Source organism: Hydrogenophaga sp. BPS33, from assembly GCF_009859475.1.
Taxonomy (GTDB): Bacteria; Pseudomonadota; Gammaproteobacteria; order Burkholderiales; family Burkholderiaceae_C; genus Hydrogenophaga.
This window is the reverse complement of record NZ_CP044549.1, coordinates 4,168,188-4,193,454: the sequence shown is the minus strand read 5'-3', so window position 1 is coordinate 4,193,454 and position 25,267 is coordinate 4,168,188. Positions and strand designations below refer to the sequence as shown.

Annotated in this window: 26 protein-coding genes and 2 riboswitches; of the genes, 17 read left to right on the top strand and 9 right to left on the bottom strand. The window is 66.1% G+C overall.

What is annotated here, in order from left to right; genetic code table 11:
• Window positions 1–63: 63 nt before the first annotated feature.
• From gcvH to F9K07_RS19440, 3 genes are all read right to left on the bottom strand, one after another.
• Window positions 64–435: a glycine cleavage system protein GcvH gene (gene gcvH, locus F9K07_RS19450; RefSeq protein WP_159594996.1), complete on the bottom strand. Its 372-nt coding sequence runs from the start codon at window positions 433–435 to the stop codon at window positions 64–66.
• Between the two features lie 45 nt (window positions 436–480).
• On the bottom strand, window positions 481–1,617 hold the full coding sequence (gene gcvT / locus F9K07_RS19445) for a glycine cleavage system aminomethyltransferase GcvT (RefSeq protein WP_159594995.1): 1,137 nt from the start codon (window positions 1,615–1,617) through the stop codon (window positions 481–483).
• A 49-nt stretch (window positions 1,618–1,666) separates the two neighbouring features.
• Window positions 1,667–1,771: riboswitch (glycine riboswitch) on the bottom strand.
• Window positions 1,772–1,783: 12 nt separating this feature from the next.
• Window positions 1,784–1,897, bottom strand: a riboswitch (glycine riboswitch).
• 124 nt (window positions 1,898–2,021) lie between these two features.
• A complete protein-coding gene (locus F9K07_RS19440) occupies window positions 2,022–3,734 on the bottom strand; it encodes an SMP-30/gluconolactonase/LRE family protein (RefSeq protein WP_236581359.1) in 1,713 nt (570 codons plus the stop codon).
• 151 nt (window positions 3,735–3,885) lie between these two features.
• On the opposite strand from F9K07_RS19440, the gene F9K07_RS19435 reads away from it, so the two are divergent.
• The 6 genes from F9K07_RS19435 to F9K07_RS19410 are packed head-to-tail and all read left to right on the top strand — an operon-like array spanning window position 3,886 to window position 9,608.
• Window positions 3,886–4,818 carry a dihydrodipicolinate synthase family protein gene (locus F9K07_RS19435; RefSeq protein ID WP_159594994.1) on the top strand — a complete coding sequence of 311 codons (933 nt, stop codon included), beginning with the start codon at window positions 3,886–3,888 and terminating at the stop codon, window positions 4,816–4,818.
• The gene (locus F9K07_RS19430; RefSeq protein ID WP_159594993.1) at window positions 4,815–6,002 is read left to right on the top strand and encodes a mandelate racemase/muconate lactonizing enzyme family protein; all 1,188 of its coding nucleotides are present in this window, start codon (window positions 4,815–4,817) and stop codon (window positions 6,000–6,002) included. Before F9K07_RS19435 ends, F9K07_RS19430 begins: the two co-directional genes overlap by 4 nt.
• The gene (locus tag F9K07_RS19425; protein ID WP_159594992.1) at window positions 5,999–6,919 is read left to right on the top strand and encodes a 2-dehydro-3-deoxygalactonokinase; all 921 of its coding nucleotides are present in this window, start codon (window positions 5,999–6,001) and stop codon (window positions 6,917–6,919) included. Before F9K07_RS19430 ends, F9K07_RS19425 begins: the two co-directional genes overlap by 4 nt.
• A complete protein-coding gene (locus F9K07_RS19420; RefSeq protein WP_159594991.1) occupies window positions 6,916–7,563 on the top strand; it encodes a 2-dehydro-3-deoxy-6-phosphogalactonate aldolase in 648 nt (215 codons plus the stop codon). Before F9K07_RS19425 ends, F9K07_RS19420 begins: the two co-directional genes overlap by 4 nt.
• Window positions 7,564–7,609: 46 nt before the next feature.
• The gene (locus F9K07_RS19415) at window positions 7,610–8,599 is read left to right on the top strand and encodes a Bug family tripartite tricarboxylate transporter substrate binding protein (RefSeq protein WP_159594990.1); all 990 of its coding nucleotides are present in this window, start codon (window positions 7,610–7,612) and stop codon (window positions 8,597–8,599) included.
• A gap of 34 nt (window positions 8,600–8,633) precedes the next feature.
• Window positions 8,634–9,608, top strand: a complete 975-nt coding sequence (locus tag F9K07_RS19410; protein WP_159594989.1) for a Bug family tripartite tricarboxylate transporter substrate binding protein — start codon at window positions 8,634–8,636, stop codon at window positions 9,606–9,608.
• A 5-nt stretch (window positions 9,609–9,613) separates the two neighbouring features.
• On the opposite strand, the gene F9K07_RS19405 is transcribed toward F9K07_RS19410, so the two are convergent.
• On the bottom strand, window positions 9,614–9,772 hold the full coding sequence (locus F9K07_RS19405; protein ID WP_159594988.1) for a hypothetical protein: 159 nt from the start codon (window positions 9,770–9,772) through the stop codon (window positions 9,614–9,616).
• Between the two features lie 124 nt (window positions 9,773–9,896).
• Complete coding sequence (locus tag F9K07_RS19400) at window positions 9,897–10,796, bottom strand: LysR family transcriptional regulator (protein WP_442907446.1); 900 nt, start codon at window positions 10,794–10,796, stop codon at window positions 9,897–9,899.
• Here F9K07_RS19400 and F9K07_RS31925 point away from each other — a divergent pair.
• The 4 genes from F9K07_RS31925 to F9K07_RS19385 all read left to right on the top strand — a co-directional run bounded on the left by F9K07_RS31925 (window position 10,696) and on the right by F9K07_RS19385 (window position 13,245).
• Complete coding sequence (locus F9K07_RS31925; protein ID WP_236581349.1) at window positions 10,696–11,022, top strand: hypothetical protein; 327 nt, start codon at window positions 10,696–10,698, stop codon at window positions 11,020–11,022. The genes F9K07_RS19400 and F9K07_RS31925 overlap by 101 nt on opposite strands.
• A gap of 34 nt (window positions 11,023–11,056) precedes the next feature.
• Window positions 11,057–11,815, top strand: a complete 759-nt coding sequence (locus F9K07_RS19395; protein ID WP_236581348.1) for an enoyl-CoA hydratase/isomerase family protein — start codon at window positions 11,057–11,059, stop codon at window positions 11,813–11,815.
• Window positions 11,816–11,968: 153 nt separating this feature from the next.
• Window positions 11,969–12,898, top strand: coding sequence for a tripartite tricarboxylate transporter substrate binding protein (locus tag F9K07_RS19390; RefSeq protein ID WP_236582034.1), 930 nt, complete (start codon window positions 11,969–11,971; stop codon window positions 12,896–12,898).
• 29 nt (window positions 12,899–12,927) lie between these two features.
• Entirely contained in the window at window positions 12,928–13,245 is a 318-nt protein-coding gene (locus tag F9K07_RS19385) for an NIPSNAP family protein (protein ID WP_201451453.1), read from the top strand.
• Window positions 13,246–13,284: 39 nt separating this feature from the next.
• Here F9K07_RS19385 and F9K07_RS19380 read toward each other — a convergent pair whose 3' ends face one another.
• Window positions 13,285–14,094, bottom strand: a complete 810-nt coding sequence (locus F9K07_RS19380) for a glutathione S-transferase family protein (RefSeq protein ID WP_159594984.1) — start codon at window positions 14,092–14,094, stop codon at window positions 13,285–13,287.
• A gap of 287 nt (window positions 14,095–14,381) precedes the next feature.
• On the opposite strand from F9K07_RS19380, the gene F9K07_RS19375 reads away from it, so the two are divergent.
• Window positions 14,382–15,401 carry a zinc-binding alcohol dehydrogenase family protein gene (locus F9K07_RS19375; protein WP_159594983.1) on the top strand — a complete coding sequence of 340 codons (1,020 nt, stop codon included), beginning with the start codon at window positions 14,382–14,384 and terminating at the stop codon, window positions 15,399–15,401.
• Window positions 15,402–15,437: 36 nt separating this feature from the next.
• Here F9K07_RS19375 and F9K07_RS19370 read toward each other — a convergent pair whose 3' ends face one another.
• Window positions 15,438–17,123 carry an electron transfer flavoprotein-ubiquinone oxidoreductase gene (locus F9K07_RS19370; RefSeq protein ID WP_159594982.1) on the bottom strand — a complete coding sequence of 562 codons (1,686 nt, stop codon included), beginning with the start codon at window positions 17,121–17,123 and terminating at the stop codon, window positions 15,438–15,440.
• Window positions 17,124–17,320: 197 nt separating this feature from the next.
• Here F9K07_RS19370 and F9K07_RS19365 point away from each other — a divergent pair, with 197 nt between their 5' ends.
• Window positions 17,321–18,103 carry an SDR family oxidoreductase gene (locus F9K07_RS19365; protein WP_159594981.1) on the top strand — a complete coding sequence of 261 codons (783 nt, stop codon included), beginning with the start codon at window positions 17,321–17,323 and terminating at the stop codon, window positions 18,101–18,103.
• Window positions 18,104–18,126: 23 nt separating this feature from the next.
• Here F9K07_RS19365 and F9K07_RS19360 read toward each other — a convergent pair whose 3' ends face one another.
• Both F9K07_RS19360 and F9K07_RS19355 read right to left on the bottom strand, forming a co-directional pair.
• Window positions 18,127–19,140 carry a Bug family tripartite tricarboxylate transporter substrate binding protein gene (locus tag F9K07_RS19360; protein ID WP_159594980.1) on the bottom strand — a complete coding sequence of 338 codons (1,014 nt, stop codon included), beginning with the start codon at window positions 19,138–19,140 and terminating at the stop codon, window positions 18,127–18,129.
• Between the two features lie 45 nt (window positions 19,141–19,185).
• On the bottom strand, window positions 19,186–19,941 hold the full coding sequence (locus tag F9K07_RS19355) for a class II aldolase/adducin family protein (protein ID WP_159594979.1): 756 nt from the start codon (window positions 19,939–19,941) through the stop codon (window positions 19,186–19,188).
• A 94-nt stretch (window positions 19,942–20,035) separates the two neighbouring features.
• Between F9K07_RS19355 and F9K07_RS19350 the strand changes: the two genes are divergently transcribed.
• The 5 genes from F9K07_RS19350 to F9K07_RS19330 all read left to right on the top strand — a co-directional run bounded on the left by F9K07_RS19350 (window position 20,036) and on the right by F9K07_RS19330 (window position 25,266).
• Window positions 20,036–21,277 carry a LysR family transcriptional regulator gene (locus F9K07_RS19350; protein WP_159594978.1) on the top strand — a complete coding sequence of 414 codons (1,242 nt, stop codon included), beginning with the start codon at window positions 20,036–20,038 and terminating at the stop codon, window positions 21,275–21,277.
• Window positions 21,278–21,358: 81 nt separating this feature from the next.
• Complete coding sequence (locus F9K07_RS19345; RefSeq protein ID WP_159594977.1) at window positions 21,359–22,543, top strand: ABC transporter substrate-binding protein; 1,185 nt, start codon at window positions 21,359–21,361, stop codon at window positions 22,541–22,543.
• Window positions 22,544–22,574: 31 nt separating this feature from the next.
• On the top strand, window positions 22,575–23,435 hold the full coding sequence (locus F9K07_RS19340) for a branched-chain amino acid ABC transporter permease (RefSeq protein WP_159594976.1): 861 nt from the start codon (window positions 22,575–22,577) through the stop codon (window positions 23,433–23,435).
• Entirely contained in the window at window positions 23,435–24,502 is a 1,068-nt protein-coding gene (locus tag F9K07_RS19335; RefSeq protein WP_159594975.1) for a branched-chain amino acid ABC transporter permease, read from the top strand. The genes F9K07_RS19340 and F9K07_RS19335 overlap by 1 nt, the downstream gene beginning before the upstream one ends.
• Window positions 24,499–25,266: an ABC transporter ATP-binding protein gene (locus F9K07_RS19330; protein ID WP_159594974.1), complete on the top strand. Its 768-nt coding sequence runs from the start codon at window positions 24,499–24,501 to the stop codon at window positions 25,264–25,266. The genes F9K07_RS19335 and F9K07_RS19330 overlap by 4 nt, the downstream gene beginning before the upstream one ends.
• The last annotated feature ends 1 nt before the right edge of the window (window position 25,267 follow it).

Genomic DNA, 25,267 nt, shown 5'->3' with positions numbered 1-25,267 from the left:
TGAGAGGGCTTCGACAGGCTCAGCCCGAACGGAAAAGGGTTGTGACTTGGTTTGAAAGAGAACTCAGGCGTTCGCTGCGAAGGCGTTGTAGGCGGTCTCGTCGAGCAGCGCGTCCACCTGCGCCGGATCCGACAGCTTGACCTTGAAGAACCAGCCGGCCTTGAGAGGGTCGGTGTTGGCCAGCGAGGGGTCGTCGCGCAGGGCTTCGTTGACTTCGGTGATCTCGCCGCTCACGGGCATGTAGACATCGGCCGCGGCTTTCACGGACTCGACCACGCCGGCCACGTCCTTCTGCGCGAAGGTCTTGCCGACTTCGGGCAGGTCGACGAACACCACGTCGCCCAGCGCGTCCTGCGCGTGCACGGTGATGCCGACGGTGGCGATGCCGCCTTCCACGGTGAGCCATTCGTGGTCTTCGGTGTACTTGGTGGTCATGGTGTTTTCTCCTCGGTGGGTTGAACGGGGGGCAAAAAAGAAGGATCAGCCGCGGTAGTAGCGGTTGGGCACGAAGGGCATGGTGCTCACTTCCATGGGCACGGGCTTGCCACGCACCATGGCCACCACGGCGGTGCCGATGGCGGCGTGTTCGGGCTTGACGTAGCCGATGGCCACGGGCTTGTTGGCGCTGGGGCCGATGAGGCCGCTGGAGGTCTTTCCGATGACCTCGCCATCGGGTGTCTGCAGTTCCACGTCTTCACGCACCGGCACCCATTCCTTGGCGACCAGGCCAACGCGCTTGCGTGTCAAGGGCTCGCTGCCGTCGAGCTGGGCGAGCACGCGGGCTGCGCCCGGGAAGCCGCCCGCGCGTTCGCCGCCAGCGCGGCGCGCCTTCTGCATGGCCCAGTTGAGCCCGGCTTCCACGGGCGTGGTGGTGGTGTCCAGATCGTTGCCATAGAGGCAAAGACCGGCTTCGAGGCGCAGCGAGTTGCGCGCGCCCAGGCCGATGGGCCAGACCTCGGGTTGCGCGAGCAGCGTGCGGACGAAGGCGTCGATGCGGTCGGCCGCCACGGAGATCTCGAAGCCGTCTTCACCGGTGTAGCCACTGCGGGTGATGTACAGGTCGACGCCGTTCCACTGGAAAGGAGAACCGGTCATGAAAACGAGCTTTTCCACACCGGGCACGAGGCGCTGCATCACGTTCACGGCCAGCGGTCCTTGCAGGGCGAGCAGGGCGCGGTCGGGCAGGGGGGTGACGTCGCAGCGCGAGCCGATGCGCGACTGGATGTGCGCGATGTCGGCGGCCTTGCAGGCGCCGTTGACGATGAGGAACAGGTCGTGCCCGCGGTTGACGAACATCAGGTCGTCGAGGATGCCCCCCTCGTCGTTGAGCAGCAGGCCGTAGCGCTGCTTGCCCACGCCCAGGCCGATCACGTCCACCGGCATGAGGGTCTCCAGGGCGGCCGGGGCATCGGGCCCGACCAGCTTGAGCTGGCCCATGTGCGAGACGTCGAACAGGCCGGCGGCCTTGCGCGTGTGCAGGTGTTCGGCCATCAGGCCGGTGGGGTACTGCACCGGCATCGAATAGCCGGCGAAGGGCACCATGCGGGCGCCAAGTTCGAGGTGCAGGGCGTGCAGCGGGGTCTGGAGGAGGTCGGCGGCGGGCTTGGCTTTGGACATGGCGATTCAAGAGGGCAGGCCCGGATGGGCGGGACACGGTGCATCCGTGCGCTGCCCCGCTGTCCGCTTTACCTGAGAGATTCACGCGGGCGATGCTGCGCTTGCTCCTTCGGTGGACCGCTTCGAGGAACGGTCTCTCTCCAGGGGGGTACATGGGCTTTGCAGTCCATGTTTGCCAGTCCTTTTGCCTGAGCGTTCAGAGCACCCGGTGTGCGGTGCCGCCTGCGCCTTCGGCGAGCCGTGTCATCGAAATGAAGGGCTTCTCTCCTGACCCGGGCGAGTGTATCGCACGGTGTCGGCGCGGGCCTTGTCGGTCTTGTTGGGCATGGGTCCACGGCGTCGTTCACGGGAACCCGCACTGTGGCCCGCTTGTATGACGTTGCTATGAACGCGGGAGCGCGCGATCAGCCGGCGAACGTGGTTTCCGGCAAACCCCGCACGCCGGGGATTTCCAGCGCGAACAAGGCGCCCGAGAGCGGCGCGCTGGCCAGGGCCTGGGCGCCCAGCCGCACCGAGGCGCTGGTGACGTAGAGCGTGGCGAGATCGGCACCGCCGAAGCAGCAACTGGTGGGGCGCGGTACCGGCAGGCGCACGCGCAGCAGTTCGCGGCCATCGGGCGCGAAGCGCGCGATTTCCCAGCCGTCCCACACCGCGACCCAGAGGCAGCCCTCCGCGTCCACCGTCAGACCGTCCGGCTTGCCTTCGCCCGCACCGAACACGACGAGCGGGCGGCGGTTCGAGATGCTGCCGGCCGCGAGGTCGAAGTCGTATTCGTAGATGGTCTTGCGGAAGGTGTCGGTGAAGTACATCCGCGTGTTGTCCGGGCTGAAGCCCAGGCCGTTGGGCACGGTGAAGCCGCTGTCGACCTTCTCCCAACTGCCGTCGGGGTCGACGCGGAACAGGTTGCCCCGGTTGGCCATGGCGCCCATGTCCATCGAGCTGATCCACAGGCGCCCGCGCCGGTCGCACTTGCCGTCGTTGTAGCGGTTGCCCGGGCGTGTCGATTCGGGGTGGGCGAACAGCACCATGCGGCTGGTGTCCGACGCCATCGCCATCAGGCCCGCCGGGGTGGCCGCGAGCAGGCCGCCGGAGGCCATGGGCACGACCATGCTCACCATCGCGCCCAGCCGGGTCTCTCGCAGCGCGCCGCTGGCGGCGTCGAGCTGGTGGATGGCCGGCGCCAGGATGTCGACCCAGTACAGCGCGTTGTCGCGCGGCGACCAGACCGGGCCTTCGCCCAGCAAGGCATGCGCTTCGCCGATGGCACGCACCTCCGGCGTGGGCGCGTTCGGCGGTTCGGGGTGCTCCAGCAGGGACATGGGCTGGCCGCCCGCGCTGTGCGTGATGGCGCGCGCCGCGCCGATCAGCTCGGCCGATAGGCTGTGTGCGCGCCGCGCATCCAGCCGCGCGGCGTTGGCGGTGACGGCGACCGCGCCGATGGCCCGGCCTTCGTAGTCGAACACCGGTGCCGCCACGCTCACCCGCTGGTCGTCGTATTCGCCGACTTCGAGCGCATAGCCGCGGGCGCGGGTGAGGTCGAGCTCGGCGCGCAGGGCCTGCTCGTCGGCGATGCTGTGTTCGGTGAAGCGCTCCAGCAGCGATGCCGCCAGCAACTGCGCCTGCTGCGCGGGCGCGAGATGGGCGGCGATCGCCTTGCCCGCCGCGCTGGCGTGCATGGGCAGGCGCAGGCCCACCTTGGAAGCGGCTTGCGGTTCGCGGCTGGCGTCTTCGCCCGCCACCACCACCATCTGCTGGCCGCTGAGCACCACCAGCTGCACGCTCTCATCGAACGCATTGCGCAGGCGCACCAGCTCGTCCTGGGCGGCCACGCGCAGGTCGAAGTCGCTCCAGACCTCGTGTGCGAGTTCCAACAAGCGGAAACCGAGCTGGAAGGTCTTGTTGTAGCTGTCGTGGCGCAACAGGCCTTCGTGCACCAACGTGCCCAGCATGCGGTGCAGCGTCGCCTTGGGTAGGGAGGAAGCGCGCTGCAACTGGGTGAAGGTCATGGGCGCGCGAGCGGCCGACACCAGGTTCAACACCGACATGGCTTTTTCCAGCACGCCCATGCCAGGGGCGGTGGATGGGGCGGGGATGGAGGTCGGTGCAGCGTCGGACATGGCGGAATGAGGCGGAATTCTAGGGGACGGCGCCATCCGGGTAAGTACCAATGAATGGAACTTGTGTGGATGGTTGTGGCTGGTCTACAATAAAAGTTCCATTCAACGGAACAAACAAGCCAACCCCCACACCACAAACTGGACCGACGACGTGACATCTCCTGCTTCCCTCTCCGGGGTCTTCCCTGTGCTTCCCACCCCTTTCGATGCCGCTGGGCAAGCCGATGAAAAGGCCTTGCGCGGTCTGGTGCGCTACCTGCTGGAGGCGGGCGTGGACGGCATCACCTACCCGGGCGTGGCCAGCGAAGTGGGGCAACTCAGCGTGGCCGAGCGCCTGTCGTTGACGGCTGCCGTGCTGGACGAGGTGGCGGGTCGCGTGCCGGTGGTGGCGGGCGTCTCCAGCGCGCAGGCAGCCACCACGATCGAGTTGGCCAAGGCGGCGATCGGGCAGGGCGCGGTCGGCCTGATGGTGGCCGTGCCGCCGGACCGCCCCAGCGCCGCGCAACAGATCGACTATTTCCGCGAAGTCGCTGCGGCGGTGCCCAGCGCGGTGATCGTGCTGCAGAACGTGCCCATGCCCGTGGGCGCCGGGCTCGATCCCGAAGCGATCGTGGAGGTGGCCCAGGCCGTGCCCTCGATCCGCTACGTGAAGGAAGAAACCCTGCCCAGCGGCCAGCGCCTGACGGTGCTGCGCGAACACGGTCCGGCCACGCTGGCCGGCGTGTTCGGCGGCGCGGGCGGGCGCTATATCACCGACGAGCTGCGCCGCGGCGCGGCCGGCACCATGCCGGCGATCGAACTCGCCGAGGTGCACGTGGCGCTGTTCAAGGCCCACCGGGCTGGCGACGAGGCGCGCGTGCGCGAACTGTTCACGCGCATGTTGCCCATCCTCAACGTGCAGGCGGTGTTCCGCTGGTCGCTCACCAAGTACGTGCTGAGCGCGCGCGGCCTGCTGAGCAGCGAGAACCAGCGCGCGGCCGGTCCGCGCCTGGACGCGCTGGACAAGGCCGATGTGGACGCCTTCCTGGCGGATGTGCAAGACCTCCTGCTGCCGGCGCATCCGCTGCGTCGGAACGCCAGATGAGTGCGCCGCCCCGCATCGCCGCGGTCGAGACACTGATCGTCTCGCTGCCCCGCGACACCCCCTACCTGGGTCCCCTGGGCGAAGGCGAGCGGGTGAGCGAGCGCGGCTACCTGGTGCGCCAGGGCAACCGCACGATCTACCCGAGCACCGACATGTCGGTGCTGATCAAGGTCATGGCCGAAGATGGCACGGTGGGCTGGGGCGAGACCTACGGCATCGTCGCACCCGATGCGGTCACCGCCATCATCGACGACGTGCTCGGCCCGGTGATCGTCGGGCGCGATCCGCGCGACGCGACGGCCATCCACGAAGACCTGTACGACCTCATGCGCGTGCGCGGAGCTTCGGGCGGCTATTGGGGCGACGCCATCGCCGGCATCGACATCGCGCTGTGGGACCTGGCCGGCAAGCTCACCGGCCTGCCGGTGGCCAAGCTGCTGGGCGGCCAGCGCACCTCGCGGGTGCCGGCCTACATCTCGGGCCTGCCGGGCAAGACGCTGGAGGACAAGGTGAAGATCGCGCGCGACTTCGCGGCGCGCGGTTTCACCGCGTTCAAGTACGCCGCCGCCGTGTCGTTCGAAGGCATCGTCGACGAGATGCGCGCGCTGCGCGAGGCCCTCGGCCCGCAGGCCAGGCTGATGGTCGACCTGCATTGGAAGTTCGACGCGGGCGAGGCGGTCCAGCTCATCGACCAGCTCGCACCTTTCAACCCGTATTTCGTCGAAGCGCCGTGCGCCTCCGAAGACTTGGAAGGCCAGGCGCGCGTGGCCGCTGCCGCGCGCGTGCCGGTGGCGCTGGGTGAAGAGTGGCGTTCGGTGCACGAGGCTCTGCCGCGCTTCGAGCGCCGCGCCATGTCCATCGTGCAGCCCGAGATGGGCCACACCGGCATCAGCCAGTTCCTGCAGATCGGCCGCATGGCGCACGCCTTCCACATGCGCGTGATCCCGCACGCCAGCATCGGCGTGGGCATCTTCCAGGCCGCCAGCCTGCACGCCTCGGCCGCGCTGCCCAACGTGCCCATGCACGAATACCAGCACTCGGTGTTCGACCGCAATCTGCAATACGTCGACACCACCATGCGCTGCGAAAGCGGCGCGTTCCACCTTCCCGAAGGACCGGGCCTGGGCATCGAGCCCAACGCCTCGCTCTGGTTCTTCCTGCGCAAGAAAGCCCAAGTTTCATGACGTCTCCTGCCTCCGCCCTCATCGCCATCGACTGGGGTACCTCCAACCTGCGCGCGAGCCTGCTCGATGCCAGCGGCGCCGAAATCGAAACGCGCGCCACGCCCGGTGGCGTGATGGCCGTAAAGAACGGCGCCTTCGGCGAGGCCCTGCTCGCGCTGTGTGGCGACTGGATCGAACGCCGCGCGGACGCGCTCATCGCCAGCGGCATGGTCGGCAGTCGCCAGGGCTGGAAGGAAGCGGCCTACCTGGACTGCCCGGCGGGGCTGGCCGAGGCCGCCGCGCAGCTCACGCGCGTGGACGTGTTGCCCGACGTGCCGCTGCACATCGTGCCTGGCCTCACCTGCCGCAGCCCGGACGGCGAAGACGATGTGATGCGCGGCGAAGAGACGCAGATGTGGGGCGCCGATCTCGCGCCGGGCAGCATCTGCATGCTGCCCGGCACGCACGCCAAATGGGCCTGGATCGGTGAGGCGGGTCAGGTCACCCGCTTTGCCACCTACATGACCGGCGAGCTCTACGGTCTTCTCACGCAACACGGCATCCTGGGCCGACTCATGACCTTCGGCCAGTCGTCGCCCGAAGCCTTCGAGGCCGGTGTGCGCCTGGGGCTGGAGCAGCACGACAACGCCACGCACGTGATCTTTGCCGCTCGCACCGCCGGCCTGATGGGCCGCGTGCCCGCAGAAGGCTTGCCCGACTACCTCTCGGGCATTCTCATGGGCATCGAAATCGCCAGTGCCACGCGCACCGAGCGCCCGCGTGCTGTGGTGTTGCTGGGCGACGATGGGCTGTGCAGCCGCTATGCGAAGGCGCTGGAGCTGGCGGGCATCGCGAGCACACGTGCCGCCGATGGCGCGACCACGCGCGGCCAATGGCGCGTGGCGCAAGCCGCTGGCTTGGTGGAGCGCCAGCCATGAATCTGAAACACGAAGACGATGTGAGCGATGGGGTGGCGCAGGCGCTGGTGGCCTGCCCGCTGGTGGCCATCCTGCGTGGCATCACGCCGGCCGAGGCGGTGGAGGTCGGTCTCGCGTTGCACGGCGCGGGCATTGGCGTGATTGAAGTGCCGCTGAACTCGCCCCAGCCGTTGGTGAGCATCCGCCTGCTGGCCGATGCGCTCAAGGGCAAGGCCATCGTGGGCGCGGGCACGGTGCTGCGCGAGCGCGACGTCGATGCCGTGGCCGCGGCGGGCGCGCAACTGGTGCTCTCGCCCAATTTCAAGGCACCGGTTGTGCGGTGCACGAAGGCGCACGGGCTGTATTCGATGCCAGGCGTGGCCACGCCGAGCGAAGGCTTCGACGCGCTGGACGAGGGCGCGGACGCGCTCAAGCTGTTTCCGGGTGAGTTGCTCGGCCCTGCCGTCATCAAGGCCTGGCGCGCGGTGTTCGCGCGCACGACGCCGATGTTCAGCGTGGGCGGCGTGAGCCTGGACAACCTGCCGGCCTTCAAGGCCGCGGGTGCCAGCGGTGCGGGCATTGGTTCCGCGCTGTACACACCGGGCCGCTCGGCCACCGACACGGCCCACCGCGCACGCGAGTTCATCACGCGCTGGCACGGCTGAATGCCTTCAGTTTTTTTCGTGCGACAACAACCTTAGGAGACATGCCATGACAGCCAGGATCACCCGCCGCGCACTTGCCGTGGCACTCGCGCTCGGCGCCGCCGTGTTCGCGAGCGCCGCCGCCCACGCACAGAGCTACCCTTCGCGGGCCGTGAAGTTCATCGTGCCGGTGCCCGCGGGCGGTGCGGCCGACATGATGTCGCGCCTGATCGCGGCCCACCTGCAGGCCAAGCTCGGCCAACCCTTCGTGGTCGAGAACCGCCCCGGCGCGGGTTCCAGCCTGGGCATGGACGTGGTGGCCAAGGCCGCGCCCGATGGCTACACCATCGGCATGGGCAACATCGCGGCCAACGCGATCAACCCGGCGGTCAGGCCGGCCGCATTCCCGTACCAGCCGGTGAAGGACTTCGCCGCCATCTCCATGGTCGGCGTCACGCCGCTCGTGTTCGTGGTCAACGCCGAAAAAGTGCAGGCCACCAACCTGGCCAGCTTCATCACCTTCCTCAAGGCCAACCCGGGCAAGCTGAGCTACGGTTCCTCGGGCGTGGGCTCGTCGCTGCACCTGGCGATGGAACTGTTCCTGATGCGCACCGGTACCTCCATGATCCACGTGCCCTACAAAGGCTCGGCGCCCATGGTGGCCGAACTGATCGGCGGCCAGATCGAGGCCTCCATCGACGCGGCCACCACCTCGCTGCCGCAGGTGAAGGCGGGCAAGTTTCGCGCACTGGGCGTGTCGACCAAGGAGCGCGCCTTCTTCGCGCCCGAGGTGCCGCCCATCGCCGACACCGTGCCCGGCTTCGACGTGAGTCCGTGGCACGGCGTGGTCGCGCCGGCCGGCACGCCGCAAGCGATCGTCGACAAGCTCTCGACCGAGATCCAGGCCTTCTTGCGCCAGCCCGACACCGAAGCCAAACTGCGTGACGCGGGCGTGGTGCGCGTGGGCAGCTCGGCCAAGGACTTCCAGCAGGCCATGCAGGCCGACTTCGACCTCTACACGAAAGTGGTGAAGGACGCCGGCGTCAAGGCGGACTGAGCCCGAAGATTTTTTTACCCGGAGATAGAACGCAATGAACCCATCCATCCAACGACGCACCCTGCTCGCAGCCTCTGCGGCCGCTGCCGCCACGGGCTTCTTGCCCAGCGCCTTTGCGCAGACCAGCTGGCCCACCAAACCCGTCACCGTCATCGTGCCCTTTGCGCCTGGCGGCGCGGGCAATGGTTCGGTGCGCATTCTTGCCGACATCATCGGCCCGACCCTGGGCCAGCCGCTTGTGGTGGAAAACCGCGCCGGTGGCGGCGGCATTCCCGGCACGCAATACGTGACCAACAGCAAGGACGACCACATGCTGCTGATGGGCAGCACGTCCATGACCATCCTGCCGGCGCTGCGCAACGACCTCGGCTACGACGTGCAGAAAGACCTGCAGGCCGTCGGCATGATTTCTTCACAGCCGGTGGTGTTCGCCGTGCCCGCGAGCTCGCCCATCAAGTCGCTCGATGACCTCGTGGCACGCGCCAAGAGCGGCGATGTCACGACGGGCAACAGCGGCGTGGGCACGCTCTCGCACCTGACCACCGAACTGCTCAACCGCAAGCTGGGCCTGAAGCTGATGGCCGTGCCGTACAAGGGCGACGCGCAGCTCATCCCCGATGTCGTGGCGGGCACGATCCAGATGGCCGTGATGAACCTGCCGGTGGCCCTGCCGCTGATCAAGGACGGCCGCTTGCGTGCCGTCACCGTCACCTCCAAGGCGCCGGTGGCGTCCTTGCCCGGTGTGAAGACGCTCAACACCCTGGGCCCCGAGTTCGTGATCTCCGGCTGGGCCGCGCTGTTTGCCGCGCGCAACGTGCCCGCCGCCGGCGTGGAGCGTTTTGCCACGCAACTGCGCGCCGCCTTGCAGCAGGAGAGCGTGCGCGAGCGCTTCGACGGCTTCGGCGTGACACCCGAGATCGCCACGCCGGCGCAAACGCGCGAGTACGTGGCGGCTGAAATGGCGCGCTGGGCCGACGTGGTGAAGAGCCGGGGCATCAAGCTGGAGTGAGGCCATCACAAGGCCACGGCCTGGCGGTGGCTTGGCCGTGGCCCGCAAAAAAGCGCATCTTGATGCGCTTTTTTTTGCGCCGTCATTCTCCCGCACATGGCATCAATAAAAAACAAACGTTCCAATGTTTTCTTCTGTCCACGGCTTGGAGAAAACATGCGCATGCGAGCCTCACCTTGTCCGCGCCAGTTCGCGACGACGTGGCGGTGAAGTGCCGCGCATCAGGCTTGAATTCGGGCCGTGACATCGTGGTGTTGCGGCACGGGACGTCCGCTGGCCGTATGGTGCTTACCGGCGCGTCTCGGGCATCGACTCCGCGAGGAACTCCAGGCCTTCCCAACGTTGGTCCGAACAGGCCTTTCTGGCGACCGCGATGATGGTGTTGATGAGCGCCACCACACTGGGCGTTGGTTCGACATTGCGCACGTGCAACAGCGCCCAGGTGACGAACAGCTTGTTGACTGCGCGCGCTTCGAGCTGCCTCTGAGAAACAGGTTCGGCGATGGCGGAATAGGGCAGCACGCAATGCCCCAGGCCTTCCGCGGAAGCTTTCGTCAGGATGCGCACGGCATTGGCTTCCAGAACGACTTGCGGCTTTCCGCCCACTTCCAGCATCGTTTCATCGAGGAGCCGTCGCAGGGCATTGGGTTGGCGTGAAGCCACCAGCGGAAGCGGTTTCAGAAATGTCGGATCGACGCGTGCCGGCGCCGTGAGACTGCCCGGGCGCGACGCCAGGTACATCTGCTCGCGCAGCAAGGGCGTGCAGGAAAAGACGTGCGTGGGCCCGCTCAATGCGACGATGGCGAAATCGAGCGATCCGGACGAAATGTGTTCGGTCAATTCGGTGCTCGATGCTTCGATGATGCTGAGCTTTACCCCGGGGTAAGCGCTTTTGTATTCCCGCGCACTGGGAAGCGTGACGAGATCGCAGAGAGAGGGTGGCGCGCCAAATCGCAAGCTGCCAGCGGGTGTCTCTGCCAGGGCCGCGACGTCCATGCTCACCTGCCGATACGCTTCGATCAATTTGGGCGCGCGCTCCTTCAACAATTGTCCGGCGGCTGTCAGGCTCACGCCCAGATCCGAGCGCGTGAACAGCTTGACCCCCAAGGTGGTTTCGAGCTCCTGGATTTGGCGCGATAACGCGGGCTGCGTAATGTGCAAGACGGCCGATGCCTTGGTGAAGCTCAGTTGGCGCGCGATCTCAATAAAGTACTTCAGTTGCCTCGGAGTCATGGTGCGCGGTCTGATTTATTTCACGGCCATCGACAATCAAAAAAACCAGGCGTGTTGGCGATGCCTTTGTGGCATGGAGTCCAGAGTAAAAAGCGATTGGACCCAGCGCAGCGAAAAAATTATGGTTGCCGTCTTCCTATTCAGCGCGGACCATGATAAATCAAGCACGCACATTGAGTGATGATCTGAGGCAATCGTCAGACCTGCTGGTTGAGGTGCGCAACCACACCGCATGGATCACCATCGACCGCGAGGAGCAAGGGAACCGGCTCACGCCCGCTTCCCTGGCCCACCTGCGCGACACCGCCACCGCACTCGCCAAAGATGCCCGGACCAGTTGCGTGGTGATCAGCGGCGCTGGCGCCGCGCATTTTTCGGCGGGCATCTTCAATATCCAGTTGCGCGCCGCTTACTCGAAGGAAGATGCACTCGACATCGTTCGGTTGGCCAATGATGCCTTCGACGCCATCGAGGCCCTGCCGCAAGTGGTGGTAGGGGCGCTGAACGGCACCGTGCGCGCTGGGGGTGGTGAACTTGCACTGGCGTGTGACTTTCGCGTGTGCGCGCATCACGCGACGATGGCCTTCCATGAGACCAGTTATGCCTGTTTTCCAGGTGCGGGCGCGCCCGTGCGTTTGCCTGCGGTGGTGGGTGCGGGGCGGGCGGTGGAACTGATGGCCACGGGACGCGAGATCGACGCCGACGAGATGCTGCGCATGGGCCTGGTGAGCCACGTCCTGCCGGCCGATACATTCCGCGCCTCGGTCGCCGCGATGGCCGAGAAGATCGCCAGCCAAGGGCCTCTGGGCATCAGAGGCGCCAAACGCGTCGCGCAAGCGAGCGTGCTGCAGGGACCGAATGCCGCGCACAGGCTGTCCTGGGATCTGCGCCGTGCTCTGGAATACAGCAGCGACGTCGATGAGGCGATCGCTGCGCATGTGGAGCAGAGAACCGCTCACTATCTCGGCCGATAGACCCGAGAACGACTTGCCCTTCCAACCCCATTTCGGAGACATGAGATGAAAAAAAATCGACGCGACCCAAGCGCTCCTTCCTCCCTATTGAGCACCCATGGCGCCGTCAGTGCGTCCGCCATTCTGGTGCGCGGGGCGGCATTGTTGATCGGCGTGCTGTGCACGATGGCGGCGGCGGCTCAAAGTTATCCCAATCGACCATTGCGATTGGTTGTGCCATTTCCCGCAGGCGGCATTGTCGATGTGACGGCTCGCCAATTGGGCCAAAAGATGGGCGAAACATTGGGACAGTCGGTGGTGATTGACAACCGCCCCGGCGCAGGTGGATCGGTGGGCACCCAATTCGTGGCCAAATCGCCGGCCGATGGCTACACATTGCTGATGGCTTTTGATACCCACGCGGTCAATCCACTCATCTACAAGAACCTGCCATTTGACACGTTCAAGGATTTCGCACCCGTGTCGAGCGTTGGTACGATCCCATTGATATTTGCGAGCACGCCTGGTTTTCCTGCGAAGAACCTCGCAGAACTGGTGCAGCAGTCCAAGGCGAACCCGGCGGGTTTGTCGTACGGATCGGTGGGCGCGGGAAGTTCAGGCCACCTGCTCGCGGAGCAATTCAAAGTGCTGACAGGCGCCAACATGCTGCACATTCCCTTCAAGGGAGGCGCGCCGGCGCTCAACGCGCTGATGGGCGAGCAGATCCAGCTGGTGGTGTTCGCGGCAGGCACCGCAGTGCCCCATGTGCATGCCGGCAGGCTCACAGCGCTCGCGGTCACCGGCTCGCGCAGGGCCAAGGTGCTTCCTGATGTTCCAACCACGACCGAAGCCGGCTTCGCGCAACTGAACTCGGGTGCCTGGATGGGCATCCTCGCACCCGCAGGGACACCGGAGCCGATCGTGGGCCAGTTGCGTGCCGCTATTGCCAAGGCCGTGAAAGACTCCGCGATGGTCAAGAGCCTCGGAGAACAGGCGGTTGAACTCAACGCGTCGGGCTCGGCCGAATTCGGGCAGTTCATCCGGGCCGAACACGACAAGTGGGCCAAGGTGATCAAGGATGCCCATCTCGATCTGAGCCAATAGCAGTGGTTCGCCTTCTCGACAGGCATCACATGATTTTTGAACTGCGCACCTATACCGCCAAGCCTGGCCGCACGGCCGATTTCCTGAAGCTCTACGAAGACGAGGCCCTGGCTTTGCAGCAGAAGCATCTGGGCGGACTCGTGGGGTTCTACGTCACCGAACTCGGGCCACTGAACCAGATCGTGCACCTGTGGCGCTACGCGAGCCTGGCCGATCGCGAACAGCGCCGCCAGACCCTGGAGGCCGATCCGGCCTGGGCGGTGTACCGCGCCCATTACCGGGAACTGGACGCCATCCAGATGCAGGACAGCAAGATCCTGAAGCCGGCTTCGTTTTCACCGGTTTGACGCGCGGGGCTGGTGAGCCAGCGCTTGGGCAAAGCCCTGTCAGCAAAAGCCCTGCGACGCATCCTGTGCGTGGGTGTTTTGCGCCGTTGGCAGGGGCGGTCGTGAGGCTTCGTGGTAAGTGGCCGAGAACGAAGGCCGGCGCTTCACGGCCTCATACCAGGATGCAACGCCGGGCAGGTCGCGCCACATGTGCGTATAGCCCAGTGTCTCCAGACGAACGACCGTCGGCACGATGCTGATGTCGGCGAGCGTGAACGGTTCTCCGCACAGCCACGGACCCGAGCGCAGCGACGACTCCATGCGCAGCAAGGTCTGGCGCAAACGCTCCAGCGCCTCACGCACTTCGTGCTCCGCGAAACCTTTGCGCCCAATCTTCTGGTAGAGGTGCTTGCGCACCGTGCGCTTCTCGACCAAGGCCTGAAACTCCGCGTCCGGCACGTTGTTCCACATCTTCAGGATGTAGGCGTTGAACGACGGCACTCGGATCGCCGGCGTGGGCACTTCGTCGATGTATTGGCGCCAGGCGCGCATGCGCGCCCGTTCGATGGCCGTGCGAGGCATCAGCGGCACTTGCGGGAAGACTTCTTCAAGATACTCGTTGATGACAGACGAGTCCGTCACGACCTCGCTTTCGTGCACCAGCGTCGGCACGACGCCATTGGGATTGAGTTGGAGGTACCAGTCCTCCAGATGTTCGTTTTGCGCCAGGTTCATTCGGCGATCGACAAAGGCAATCGACTTCTCCCACAGCGCCAGCCGCACTTTCTGGCTGCATGTGGAGTGGGGTCCGTTGTAGAGCACGGTGGAGCCTGTGCCTTGGCTTTGATCGATCGATGTAAGGGCATTCATGAAAGTCATCTCCGATGGAGTCTGGTTCGAGCGAGCACCAGACGGGTTCAACACACTTTGCCGGCATCGCCGGTAAAGCCAGGAGTTGTGACGATAGAAGCCGTGCAGAGGAGCGTCCAATCCCAGATTCTTCTGGAGCCCATGTTCAAAAGGCATGTGGCGACTGGGCGGGCGCCGCGGCTCGCTGGCCTGCTGGAGCGCCTGCACATAGCTACCCGGCTTTCTCCGAAAAGAGTTTTACGGGATCATCGCGGCTCACCACCCCGACACCCCATAGGAGGACGCCCATGAAAGCCGTTGGTTATACCCAGCCCCAAGCCATCACCCATCCCGAAGCCTTGGTCGACATCACCTTGCCCGAGCCCGTGGCCACGGGTCGCGACCTCCTGGTCGAGGTCAAGGCCGTGTCGGTCAACCCGGTGGACACCAAGGTGCGCAAGAGCGCCTCGCCGGCTGAAGGCCAGACCCACAAGGTGCTGGGCTGGGACGCCAGCGGCATCGTCAAGGCGGTAGGGCCCGCGGTGACGCTGTTCAAACCCGGGGACCGCGTCTGGTACGCCGGCTCGATCGCGCGGGCGGGCACCAACAGCGAGTTGCATCTGGTGGACGAACGCATCGTCGGCCATGCGCCGCAGACGCTGGACTTCGCCCAGGCCGCAGCCTTGCCGCTGACCGCCATCACGGCCTGGGAAATGTTGTTCGACCGCTTTGGCATCGCACCGGGCAAGCAGCCCACGGGCAAGTCGCTGCTGATCATCGGCGCCTCGGGCGGCGTGGGCTCGATCATGACCCAACTGGCCAGCCGCCTCACCAGCCTCACCGTGATCGGCACCGCCTCGCGGCCCGAGACGCAGGTCTGGGTGAAGGCGCTTGGCGCACACCACGTCATCGACCACAGCCAGCCGATCGCGGGCGAACTCAAACGCATCGGCATGCCCACCATGGACTACGTGGCGAGCCTGACCCAGACCGATACGCACCTCGCGCAGATCGCCGAAGCGATCGCACCGCAGGGCAAGTTCGCCCTGATCGACGACCCCCAATCGCTGGATATCGGTGTTTTCAAGCGCAAGTCCGTCTCCATCCACTGGGAACTGATGTTCACCCGCGCGCTGTTCGGCACGGACGACATGATCGGCCAGCACCGGCTGCTCAACGAAGTGGCCGCCCTGGTCGACGCGGGCCTGGTGCGCACCACGCTGGCCGAGCGCTTCGGCGCCATCAACGCGGCCAACCTGCAGCGCGCGCACGCCCTGATCGAGTCGGGCAAGGCGCGGGGCAAGGTGGTGCTGGAAGGCTGGAACTGAAAGAAAAAAGCGCGCCGTGGCGCGCTCTTGCTTTGCTTACATGCCCGCGTAGTTCGGGCCGCCACCGCCCTCGGGCGTGACCCACACGATGTTCTGCGTCGGGTCCTTGATGTCGCAGGTCTTGCAGTGCACGCAGTTCTGCGCGTTGATCTGCAGGCGATCGGTGTTGTCTTCGTTCTTCACGAACTCGTACACGCCGGCCGGGCAGTAGCGCGCTTCGGGGCCGGCGTACTTGGCCAGGTTGATCTTCACCGGCACGCTCGCGTCTTTGAGCGTAAGGTGGGCCGGCTGGTGCTCTTCGTGGTTGGTGTTGCTCACGAACACGCTGCCCAGCTTGTCGAAGGTGAGCTTGCCGTCGGGCTTGGGATACACGATCTTCTCGCACTCGGCCGCGGGCTTGAGGTAGAGGTGGTCGGCCTTCTCGCGGTGCAGCGACCAGGGCGGCGCCTTGAAACCCAGGCGCGGCAGCAGCCAGTGTTCGATGCCCACCATGAGCCCGCCGACGATGTTGCCGTACTTGAACCACGACTTGAAGTTGCGCGAGGCTTCCAGCTCGTCCTTCAGCCAGCTCTTGTCGAACGCGGCAGGGTAGGCTTTGAGCTCGTCGTGCTGGCGGCCGCCTTGCACGGCTTCATAGGCCGCCTCGGCGCAGAGCATGCCGCTCTTGATGGCCGCGTGGCTGCCCTTGATGCGCGCGCCGTTGAGGTAACCCGCGTCGCAACCCACCAGCGCGCCGCCGGGGAAGGTGGTCTGCGGCAAGGCCATGATGCCGCCGGTGGTGATGGCGCGCGCGCCATAGCTGATGCGCTTGCCGCCTTCGAGGAATTCCTTGATGCGCGGGTGCGTCTTCCAGCGCTGCATTTCCTCGAACGGGCTGAGCCAGGGGTTGCTGTAGTTCAGGCCGGTGACCAGGCCGAGCGTGACCTTGTTGTCTTCCAGGTGGTAGAGGAAGCCGCCGCCGTAGGTGTCGTTCTTCATCGGCCAGCCAGCGGTGTGGATCACCAGGCCGGCCTTGTGCTTGGCCGGGTCGATCTCCCAGAGTTCCTTCACGCCGATGGCGTAGGCCTGCGGGTCCTTGCCTTCGTCGAGATGGAACTTGGCGATCAAGCGCTTGCCCAGGTGGCCGCGTGCGCCTTCGGCGAACACGGTGTATTTCGCGTGCAGCTCCATGCCGAGCTGGAAGCTGTCGTTGGGTTCGCCGTCCTTGCCGATGCCCAGGTTGCCGGTGGCCACGCCCTTGACCGAGCCGTCGTCGTTGTAGAGCACTTCGGCGGCGGCAAAACCGGGGAAGATTTCCACGCCCAGGGCTTCGGCTTGCGCCGCCATCCACTTCACCACATTGCCCAGGCCCACCACGTAGTTGCCTTCGTTGTGGAAGTTGTTCGGGATCAGGAACTTGGGCGTGTCGATGGCGCCGTTTTCGGTCAGCCACAGCAGCTTGTCGTCCGTTACAGGCTGGTTCAGCGGCGCGCCGTCTTCCTTCCACTGGGGCAGCAGTTCGGTGATGGCCTTGGGGTCCATCACCGCGCCGCTGAGAATGTGCGCGCCGGGCTCGGAGCCTTTTTCCAGCAAGCAGACGTTGATCTCGGTGCCCTTCTCGGCGGCGATCTGCTTGAGGCGGATCGCCGTGGCCAGGCCGCCCGGGCCGCCACCGACCACGACCACGTCGTACTCCATGGCTTCGCGGGGTCCGTAGGTGCTCAGGATTTCTTCGGATGTCATGTGAAATGGTCTCGTTCGGGCGGGGGCGAAATGTCCCCGCAGGATGTTCATGGCGGCAGCCCGTGGGGGGGATGCCGATGTCGTGGTCATCGCGGATTTTAATGGGCCATGACGCACAATGATGTTGGGTGGCCGGCCGCAGCGCTGTGTTACACCGGGCCACCCCCCATTCCACATCCACAAGAGGAGGCTTTTCCATGGCATACAGCATCGACCTGTCGGGGCGCGTGGCGCTGATCACCGGCGCTTCGGGCGGCTTGGGCGAACAGTTCGCCAAGACGCTTGCGAACGCGGGAGCGGCCGTCGTATTGGCCAGCCGCCGCACCGACCGCCTCATGGCCCTGCGCGCGCGCATCGAGGCCGAAGGTGGGGATGCGCACGTGGTGGCCATGGACGTGACCGACCGGGCTTCGATCAAGGCGGCCGTGGCCCATGCGGAAACCGAAGTGGGGGCGATCGACATTCTCGTCAACAACTCGGGCGTGAGCACCACGCAGCGCCTGCAGGACGTGAGCGAGGAAGACTACGACTTCATCTTCGACACCAACACCAAGGGCGCCTTCTTCGTGGCACAGGAAGTGGGGCGGCGCATGCTGGCGCGCGCCAACGGCGCGGCACCGGGCACCTATGTGGGCGGGCGCATCGTCAACATCGCCTCCATGGCCGGGCTCAAGGTGTTGCCGCAGATCGGGGTGTATGCCATGAGCAAGGCCGCCGTGGTGCAGATGACCAAGGCCATGGCGCAGGAGTGGGGGCGCTTCGGCATCAACGTCAACGCGATCTGCCCGGGCTATATCGACACCGAGTTGAACCACCACCACTGGAAGACGGAGCAGGGCCAGAAGCTCATCCACATGACGCCGCGCAAGCGCCTGGGCTCGCCCAAGGATCTGGATGCGCTGCTGGTGATGCTGTGTTCCACCGAAAGCCATTTCATCAACGGCGCGGTGATCGCGGCCGACGACGGCTTTGGCGCCTAGATCCAGAGAGCTGGGCGGCTTCCTTACCGGCCTGCCGCGGGGGTGTCGCTCGGCGCGTCCGACGGCTGGATGCCAATCTCCTTGAACGTGCGCGCGGCCTGCTCCTGGGCCTGCGTCAGGTGGCTGGCGTACTGCGCCGGCGTGCCGGGCAGCGGTTCCATGTAGTTCTGCGCCGCGAACGCCTTGAACGCTGGGCTGGTCACGGCCTTGTTCAACTCGGCGTTGAGGCGCGAGACTACCGCGGCCGGCGTGTTCGCCGGTGCATACAAGCCCCAGAACGTGCCCATTCCGGGGTCGCTGTTGAATTCACCCAGGCTCGGTACCTGCGGGAACGCGGGCGCGCGCTGCGTGCCCGTGACGGCCACCATCTTCAGCTTGCCCGCTTCCACCGCCGGCTTGGCCAGGGCCAGGCTGCTGAAGGCCAGGTTCACTTCACCGCTGTTCACCGCCAGGAACGAGGGGGCCGAGCCCTTGTAGGGCACGGGGGTCATCTGCACGCCATTCTGGCGGGCGATCCACGCGTAGTAGATGGCCGGGACGCTGCCCGGACCCCAGGTCGCGAAACTGACCGCCTCGGGTTTGGCCTTGGCGTGCGCCATCAGGCCGCGGAAGGTCTCTGCCGGCACCGAGGGGTGGGCCACGATCACGTCGTTGGGCGTGCGCACCACGCCACCGATGGCCATGAAGCCGGTCTTCGCGTCGTACGGCAGCTTCGTGAACAGCAGCGGGTTGAACACCAGCGACTGGTTGTCCGTGAGGCACAGCGTGTAGCCATCGGCCGGTGCCTTGGCGCAGGCCGACATGCCGATCAAGGTGCCGGCGCCAGGCCGGTTGTCGATCACCAGCGACTGGCCGAGCCCTTCGCCCATCAGCTTGCCCACCGTGCGGGCCACCAGATCGGTGAGGCCGCCGGGCGAGGTCGAGACGATCACGCGGATGGGCTTGCTCGGGAAGTTGTCGGCCTGGGCCGCGCCCCCGGCCAAGGCCAGTGCGGACGCGGTCATCAGGGGAAGGGTCTTGGTCAGGTCAGCGCGCATCGTGGGGCTCCGGAAGGGGTGGGGGAAAAAAGGGGCGGCGCGACGTCAGGAAAAGACCCGAGGGTCCCCCTGGGTCCGGGCGCGGTGCGCCAGCTTGCGGCAGAAGTAGGTCCAGCAATGGTCGATGTGGACGGGGCTCATGATCTGCCCATGCCTCTGACCGCGCGCAGGCTGCGCCGGAAACGTGGGCGCGCGATCGGCCGTGGCCGCCGCACCCAGCACATGCAGGCGCGCCGCGCGCTCCAGAAACACGCCCACGCACACGGCATGTTCGATGCTGGTGCCGCAGAAGGTCACGCCGTGGTTGGCCATGAGCACGGCGAAATGCGGGCCGAGGGCATCGGCCAGCGCCGCGCCTTGGTCGGCTGTCTTCAGCAGGGCGCTGTCGCCCTCGAACCGGGGTACGTGCGCGAAGTAGTCGGCGTCCAGCGTGTAAGGCAATGGCGCACCGCGAAAGGCCGACAGCACGCTGGCGTGCGGCGGATGCGTGTGGGCCACCACCTGCACGTCCGGCCGCGCCAGCAGGATCTTGGAGTGGATCGGCCATTCCGAATGGCGCCCACCTTCGCCCGCACGCTGCCGGCCTTCGTGGTCGACCAGCACGAAGTCGCGGGCGTCCTGTATTTCACCCAGGCCGAACGCGTTGCGCTTGAGCCAGAAGCCGCGGTGGGCGGGGTCGCGCAGCGAGAGATGGCCCAGCGTCATGTCGCCATGGCCTTCCATCTCCAGGATGCGGCAACCTTGTGCCAGCTTGTCCAGTTGCGACTGCAGTTCGGGGTCCATAAGTTCATCGGGATGCATGCGAACGACTGTAGCGATCGCGTGGCGATATGCCCATTTCAATCGGGCCCCGATGGCATCGAAAAATTGAATCGCTTCGGGCTACGATGGGCCCATGATCGACAAATTGTCGCCGCGCAACCTGCGGGTTCTGATCGCGGTCTACGAGGCATCCACTGTCGCCGGGGCGGCCCAGGTGCTGCTGCGTGCGCCGTCGGCGGTGTCTCGGAGCGTGCAGGAACTTGAATGGGCCTTGGGCACGCCCTTGTTCGAGCGGATGACCGCCGGCATGCTGCCCACCCCGGCCGCCGAAGTGGCCTATCGGCGGGCCAAACGCATGGAAGGCGAGTTCCTCGCGGCCCACCGGGACCTTGTCGATCTCGGCGTGGTACGGCATGCACCCCTGTTCGCCATGATGATGAGCGCGCGCCAGATCGAGATGCTGCTCAAACTCGCGGAGCTCGGGCGCATGCCCTTGGTGGCCGAGGCCTTGGGTATGTCGCAGCCCGCCATCAGCAGTGCGCTGCGCGAGCTGGAGCAGTCGTTGCAAGTGCCCTTGTTCGAACGGGGCCTGCGGCGCATGGTGCCCACGCCGGCGGGGGCGTTGCTGGTGTTTCGCTTGCGCCGCGTGCGCAGCGAAATCGAGCACCTGCGGGCCGACGTCGGCAGCGCGCTCGGTTCGGTCCGTGGCCGCGTCACCCTCTCCATGCTGCCCTCGTCGCGCACCGCACTGATGCCACAGGCGATCGCCCACTTCGTCGAGCGCCATCCCGACGTGCAGGTCACGGTGGTCGATGCGCCTTTCGACGTGCTGTTCGCGGGTCTGCAGTCGGGCGAGATCGATGTCATCTACACCGGCATCGGACCCGAATACCAACGGCGCGAGCTGCGGGTCGAACCCGTGTCGAGGGATGGACTGGTGCTGGTGGCCCGCGCGGGGCATCCCTTGGCGCGCCGCGCGAAGCTGACCGCGAGCGATCTGGCCCGGTACCCATGGGTGCTGCGCGATCCCAGCGCGCCTTCGCGCCAGTTGCTGGACCAGGTGTTCGCGCGCATCGGGCTCGCATCGCCGCGCGTGGCCGTGCAGGCCGGCGACCTCGGCTTGCTGCGTGGCTTGCTGATGCAAAGTGACTTGCTGAGCGCCGTGTCGCCGGAGCACCTCTTGCACGAACTGCAGGCCGGAACCCTGGTGGTGCTCGACATGGACCTGCCCGGCAGCGAGCGCGAGGTGGGATTCGTGCTGCGCAAGGATGCGCAGCCCTCCACACCCTGCCGCCTGCTGATGGACGACATTCACGCGCTGGCCATCACGCTGAGCCAGCATGCCATTCCTCGATCGCACTATGAAAAAGAATAATTCGGCGTTATGAGGCATCTCCCGCAAACTGCCGCGGTCGAAGGTTCGGCGTGCAAGACCAACACCTACATCGAGGCAATCATGAGAAGTCACTTCGCGACGTTTGCGCTTCGCTGCGCCCTGGCGGCGGGTTTGTTCGGATTTTCGGTCGGCGCCTTCGCGCAGCAGACCCTCAAGATCGGTTGGCTGTCTTCTCTTACCGGAGCGTTGTCGGCCGCGGCGTTGGCCGAGAACGAAGGCGTGAAGCAGGCCGTCGAAGAAATCAACAAGAGTGGCGGCGTGCTGGGACGCCAGATCGAGCTGATCACGCGCGATACGGCGGGCGATCCCACCAAGGCCGTCAACTTCGCGCAGCAACTGGCGTACAGCGAGAAGGTGCATGCGGTCATCGGCCCGGTGAACTCGGGCGAGGGTCTGGCCACCACGCCCATCCTGGCGCGCGCAGGCGTGCCCAGCATCGTGATCAGCGTGGTCGATGAACTGGCCGATCCGAAGAAGTACCCGCTCGCGTTCCGCGTGGTCAGCACCAGCCAGCAGTGGCTCACCACCGCCAACGATTACGCGGTGAAGACGCTGAAGAAGAACAAGATCGCCATCATCGCGGACACCTCGGGCTTCGGCACGCACAGCAGCAAGCAAGCGGCCGACATCCTGAAGAAGTCCGGCGGCGAAGCGGTGTACACCGCGCTGGTCGACCCCAACAAGACCGACGTCACCGACGAGATGAACAAGGCCAAGGCGGCCGGTGCCGAGATCGTGATGACCTGGACCTCGTCCACCGGCCTGCTGGCACGCCTGCTCAACGCGCGCGGCGACATGGGCTGGAACGTGCCCATCATCGGCCACCCCTCGCTCATGGCCACGCAGATCCGCAAGCTGCTCAACAAGCCGGCGTACTGGGCCAACACCTTCGCACCCGGCTACGCCAGTACCACCTACGGGCCCGATGGCAAAGTGCCCGAGCGCACCAAGGCCTTGATCGACCGCATGCGGCCCAAGTTCGGCGGCGGTGAGATCGACCTGACCTTCTGGTGGGTGACCATGGGCTACGACACCGTGAAGGTGATCGAACACGCCGTGAAAACCGCCGGCTCGTTCGAGCCCGCGGCGATCCAGAAGGCACTGGAGAACACGCGCAACCTGCAAGGCGTGTACGCCAACTACACCTGGGGGCCGAACGAACGCAACGGTTTTCCCGACAGCAACATGGTGATGAACGCGGCCAATACCTTCAAGGACGGTAGCTTCCAGATGGCCCCGCGCTGAAGCGCCCCGATCGAACGAAAGGGACACCAGCGTGCTCACGGTTTTTGTCACCGGGCTCGCGGTGGGCATGCTGTATGCAGCCATCGCCTTGGCCTACAACGTGATGTTCTCGACATCCAAAGTGCTGTCTCTGACCACCGGCCACCTGGCCATGTTGGGTGGGGTTTTCGGGGCCTGGTTCATCCAGGCGTGGCAGATGCCGTGGTGGCTGGCCATGCTCGGCTCGGTGGCCGTCGGCGCCCTGTTCGGGCTCGTCACCGAACTGCTGGCGATCCGCCGCGTGCTCAACAAGAGCGACGAACACCTGTGGCTGCTGAGCACGCTGGCCGTGGCCACCATGGTGCAGCAGGGCGTGGCCCTGTGGTGGGGCACGGAGCCCAAGCCTTTTCCGCGCCTCTTCGCGCAGGACTTCGGCGTGGGCGTGCTCGACCAGAAGTTCTGGCTGCCCATCGGCGCGACCATCGTCATGGCCATCGGCCTGAGCCTGTTCTACCGCCGGACCATGTACGGCAAGCTGTTCGTGGCCATGTCCGAAGACGCGTTCGCGGCGCGGGCCCGGGGCATCTCCACCGACCGCATCCGCATGCTGTCGTACGTGCTCTCGGGCGCGCTCGGCGGCCTGGCGGGCTTCGCGGCCGGTCAGCTCACATTCGCGTTCTTCGCGCTGGGCCACCTGCTCACGCTCAACGGCTTCATCGCCCTGGCGGTGGGCGGACTGGGCAGCAATCTGGGCGCATTGCTCGGCGGGGCCATCCTGGGCTTGCTCAACGCCTTCGCGAGCTACTGGTTTGGCGGCGAATACCAGCAGACCATCGCGGTGGGCATCTTGTTGCTGGTGTTGCTCGTGAAGCCCGAAGGCATGTTCGGTTCGCGCAACGTGAGGCCGGTGTGATGAACGCCCCCACGTCTGGACTCAAGCCCTATGCGCTTGCCGTCGGCGCGCTGCTGGTGGTGGCCTTGCCGTGGCTGGCGGGCGACCAGTACCAGCTGCACCTGGCGGCCTTGATCGCGGTGTACTGGATTCTGGTGGCTGGCCTCAACCTGGTCATCGGCTACACGGGGCAAATTTCCATCGGCCACGTCGGTCTTCTGGCCATCGGCGCCTATAGCTTCACCATCCTCACCGGCAAGCTCGAGTGGCACCCGGGCCTGGCGGTGCTCGTCGCGGGCGCCGTGTGCGGCCTGTGCGGCCTGGCCCTGGGCCTGCCGTCGCTGCGCCTGCCGGGCTTCTACTTCGCCATGGCCACCATGGCCTTCGCGCTCATCGTCAACGAACTGGTGCTCGCCAACGACGGCTGGACCGGCGGCGGCATCGGCATGCCGGTGGACATCTTTCCCGCGCCGTTCGACACGCCGGTGGGCTACTACTACCTGGTGGTGATGGTGGCCCTCGCGGTGACGCTGCTCACCTGGAATGTGGTGCGGCACATGTGGGGTCTGGGACTCGTGTCCATCCGCGACACCGAGGTCACGGCCCAAGCCGTGGGCGTGCCGATCTTTCGCGTCAAGCTGACGATCTTCGTGTTCAGCGGCATCGCAGCGGGCGTCTCGGGCGCGCTGTTCGCCAGCCTGCAGAGCTACATCACACCCGACACCTTCGTCTTCGAGTTGAGCCTGTTCTTCTTCGTCAGCATCATCATCGGCGGGCGGGGCAGCATCGTCGGCCCTTTGCTCGGCACCGCCGTGCTCACCGCCTTGCCCGAGCTGGTGGCGCCGCTGGCCAAGCTGGGCAACTTCTTCTATGGCCTGTTGTTGCTCGTCGTGGTGCTGGTGGTGCCCGAAGGCATCGGCCGCGTGTTCGAGGTGCTGCAAGAGCGCTGGAAGCCGCGCAAGGTGGCGAACGAAACCGTACAGCCCGATCTGGTGCGGCTGCAACGCGCACTGGCCGAGCCCGGCGCCAGCGGGGCCGCGCCGCCCGCCACCGCGCTCAGAAAACCGGCCTTGGGAGAGCAGGCATGAGCGAGACGAACGGATCTCTCGTGGCCGATGGACTCACCAAGGACTTTGGTGGCTTGAAGGCCGTGGACGCCGTTTCGCTCACCTTGCGCCGCGGCGAGGTGCATGGCCTCATCGGCCCCAACGGCAGTGGCAAGACCACCATGCTCAACATGCTCTCGGGCTACTACGAGCCCACGCACGGCTCCATTGCGCACGAGGGTGAGGAGCTGTCCCAGGCGTCGGTGCAACACCGCGCGCGTATCGGCGTGGCGCGCACCTTCCAGAAACCCAGGCTGATGCCCACGCTCACCGTGCTCGACAACGCCATGCTCGGTGCCTGGACGCACGCGGGCTCGGGCTTCCTGGCCACGGCGTTCGGCCTGCCTGGCGTGCGGCGCGAAGCCCGGGCGCTGCGAGACCGCGCGCTGGAACTGTTGCACGGGGTGGGCCTGGGCCACGCGGCGCATCGGCGCGCCAATCTGCTGGGGCACGCGGAGCAGCGCTTCCTGGAGATCGCGCGAGGCCTCATGCTGCGGCCCCGTTTCATCCTGCTCGACGAACCCGCCGGCGGCCTCACTTCGCACGAGATCCACCACCTCGGCGCCTTGCTCCACACCATCCGCAACGCGGGCATCGGTGTGCTGCTGGTCGAGCACCACACCGACTTTGTCTTCCGCATCTGCGACCGCGTGACCACGCTCAACGTGGGCAAGATGATCCGGCACGGCACACCCGATGACGTGCGCAACGACCCGGAAGTCATCCGCGTCTACCTGGGGGCATGAA

Excerpts from the sequence above, each read along its gene's own strand:
- gcvH (WP_159594996.1), bottom strand. The coding sequence starts at position 435 with ATGACCACCAAGTACACCGAAGACCACGAATGGCTCACCGTGGAAGGC.
- gcvT (WP_159594995.1), bottom strand. The coding sequence starts at position 1,617 with ATGTCCAAAGCCAAGCCCGCCGCCGACCTCCTCCAGACCCCGCTGCAC.
- F9K07_RS19440 (WP_236581359.1), bottom strand. The coding sequence starts at position 3,734 with ATGTCCGACGCTGCACCGACCTCCATCCCCGCCCCATCCACCGCCCCT.
- F9K07_RS19430 (WP_159594993.1), top strand. The coding sequence starts at position 4,815 with ATGAGTGCGCCGCCCCGCATCGCCGCGGTCGAGACACTGATCGTCTCG.
- F9K07_RS19425 (WP_159594992.1), top strand. The coding sequence starts at position 5,999 with ATGACGTCTCCTGCCTCCGCCCTCATCGCCATCGACTGGGGTACCTCC.
- F9K07_RS19420 (WP_159594991.1), top strand. The coding sequence starts at position 6,916 with ATGAATCTGAAACACGAAGACGATGTGAGCGATGGGGTGGCGCAGGCG.
- F9K07_RS19415 (WP_159594990.1), top strand. The coding sequence starts at position 7,610 with ATGACAGCCAGGATCACCCGCCGCGCACTTGCCGTGGCACTCGCGCTC.
- F9K07_RS19410 (WP_159594989.1), top strand. The coding sequence starts at position 8,634 with ATGAACCCATCCATCCAACGACGCACCCTGCTCGCAGCCTCTGCGGCC.
- F9K07_RS19405 (WP_159594988.1), bottom strand. The coding sequence starts at position 9,772 with ATGCGCATGTTTTCTCCAAGCCGTGGACAGAAGAAAACATTGGAACGT.
- F9K07_RS19385 (WP_201451453.1), top strand. The coding sequence starts at position 12,928 with ATGATTTTTGAACTGCGCACCTATACCGCCAAGCCTGGCCGCACGGCC.
- F9K07_RS19380 (WP_159594984.1), bottom strand. The coding sequence starts at position 14,094 with ATGAATGCCCTTACATCGATCGATCAAAGCCAAGGCACAGGCTCCACC.
- F9K07_RS19375 (WP_159594983.1), top strand. The coding sequence starts at position 14,382 with ATGAAAGCCGTTGGTTATACCCAGCCCCAAGCCATCACCCATCCCGAA.
- F9K07_RS19370 (WP_159594982.1), bottom strand. The coding sequence starts at position 17,123 with ATGACATCCGAAGAAATCCTGAGCACCTACGGACCCCGCGAAGCCATG.
- F9K07_RS19365 (WP_159594981.1), top strand. The coding sequence starts at position 17,321 with ATGGCATACAGCATCGACCTGTCGGGGCGCGTGGCGCTGATCACCGGC.
- F9K07_RS19360 (WP_159594980.1), bottom strand. The coding sequence starts at position 19,140 with ATGCGCGCTGACCTGACCAAGACCCTTCCCCTGATGACCGCGTCCGCA.
- F9K07_RS19355 (WP_159594979.1), bottom strand. The coding sequence starts at position 19,941 with ATGCATCCCGATGAACTTATGGACCCCGAACTGCAGTCGCAACTGGAC.
- F9K07_RS19350 (WP_159594978.1), top strand. The coding sequence starts at position 20,036 with ATGATCGACAAATTGTCGCCGCGCAACCTGCGGGTTCTGATCGCGGTC.
- F9K07_RS19345 (WP_159594977.1), top strand. The coding sequence starts at position 21,359 with ATGAGAAGTCACTTCGCGACGTTTGCGCTTCGCTGCGCCCTGGCGGCG.
- F9K07_RS19335 (WP_159594975.1), top strand. The coding sequence starts at position 23,435 with ATGAACGCCCCCACGTCTGGACTCAAGCCCTATGCGCTTGCCGTCGGC.
- F9K07_RS19330 (WP_159594974.1), top strand. The coding sequence starts at position 24,499 with ATGAGCGAGACGAACGGATCTCTCGTGGCCGATGGACTCACCAAGGAC.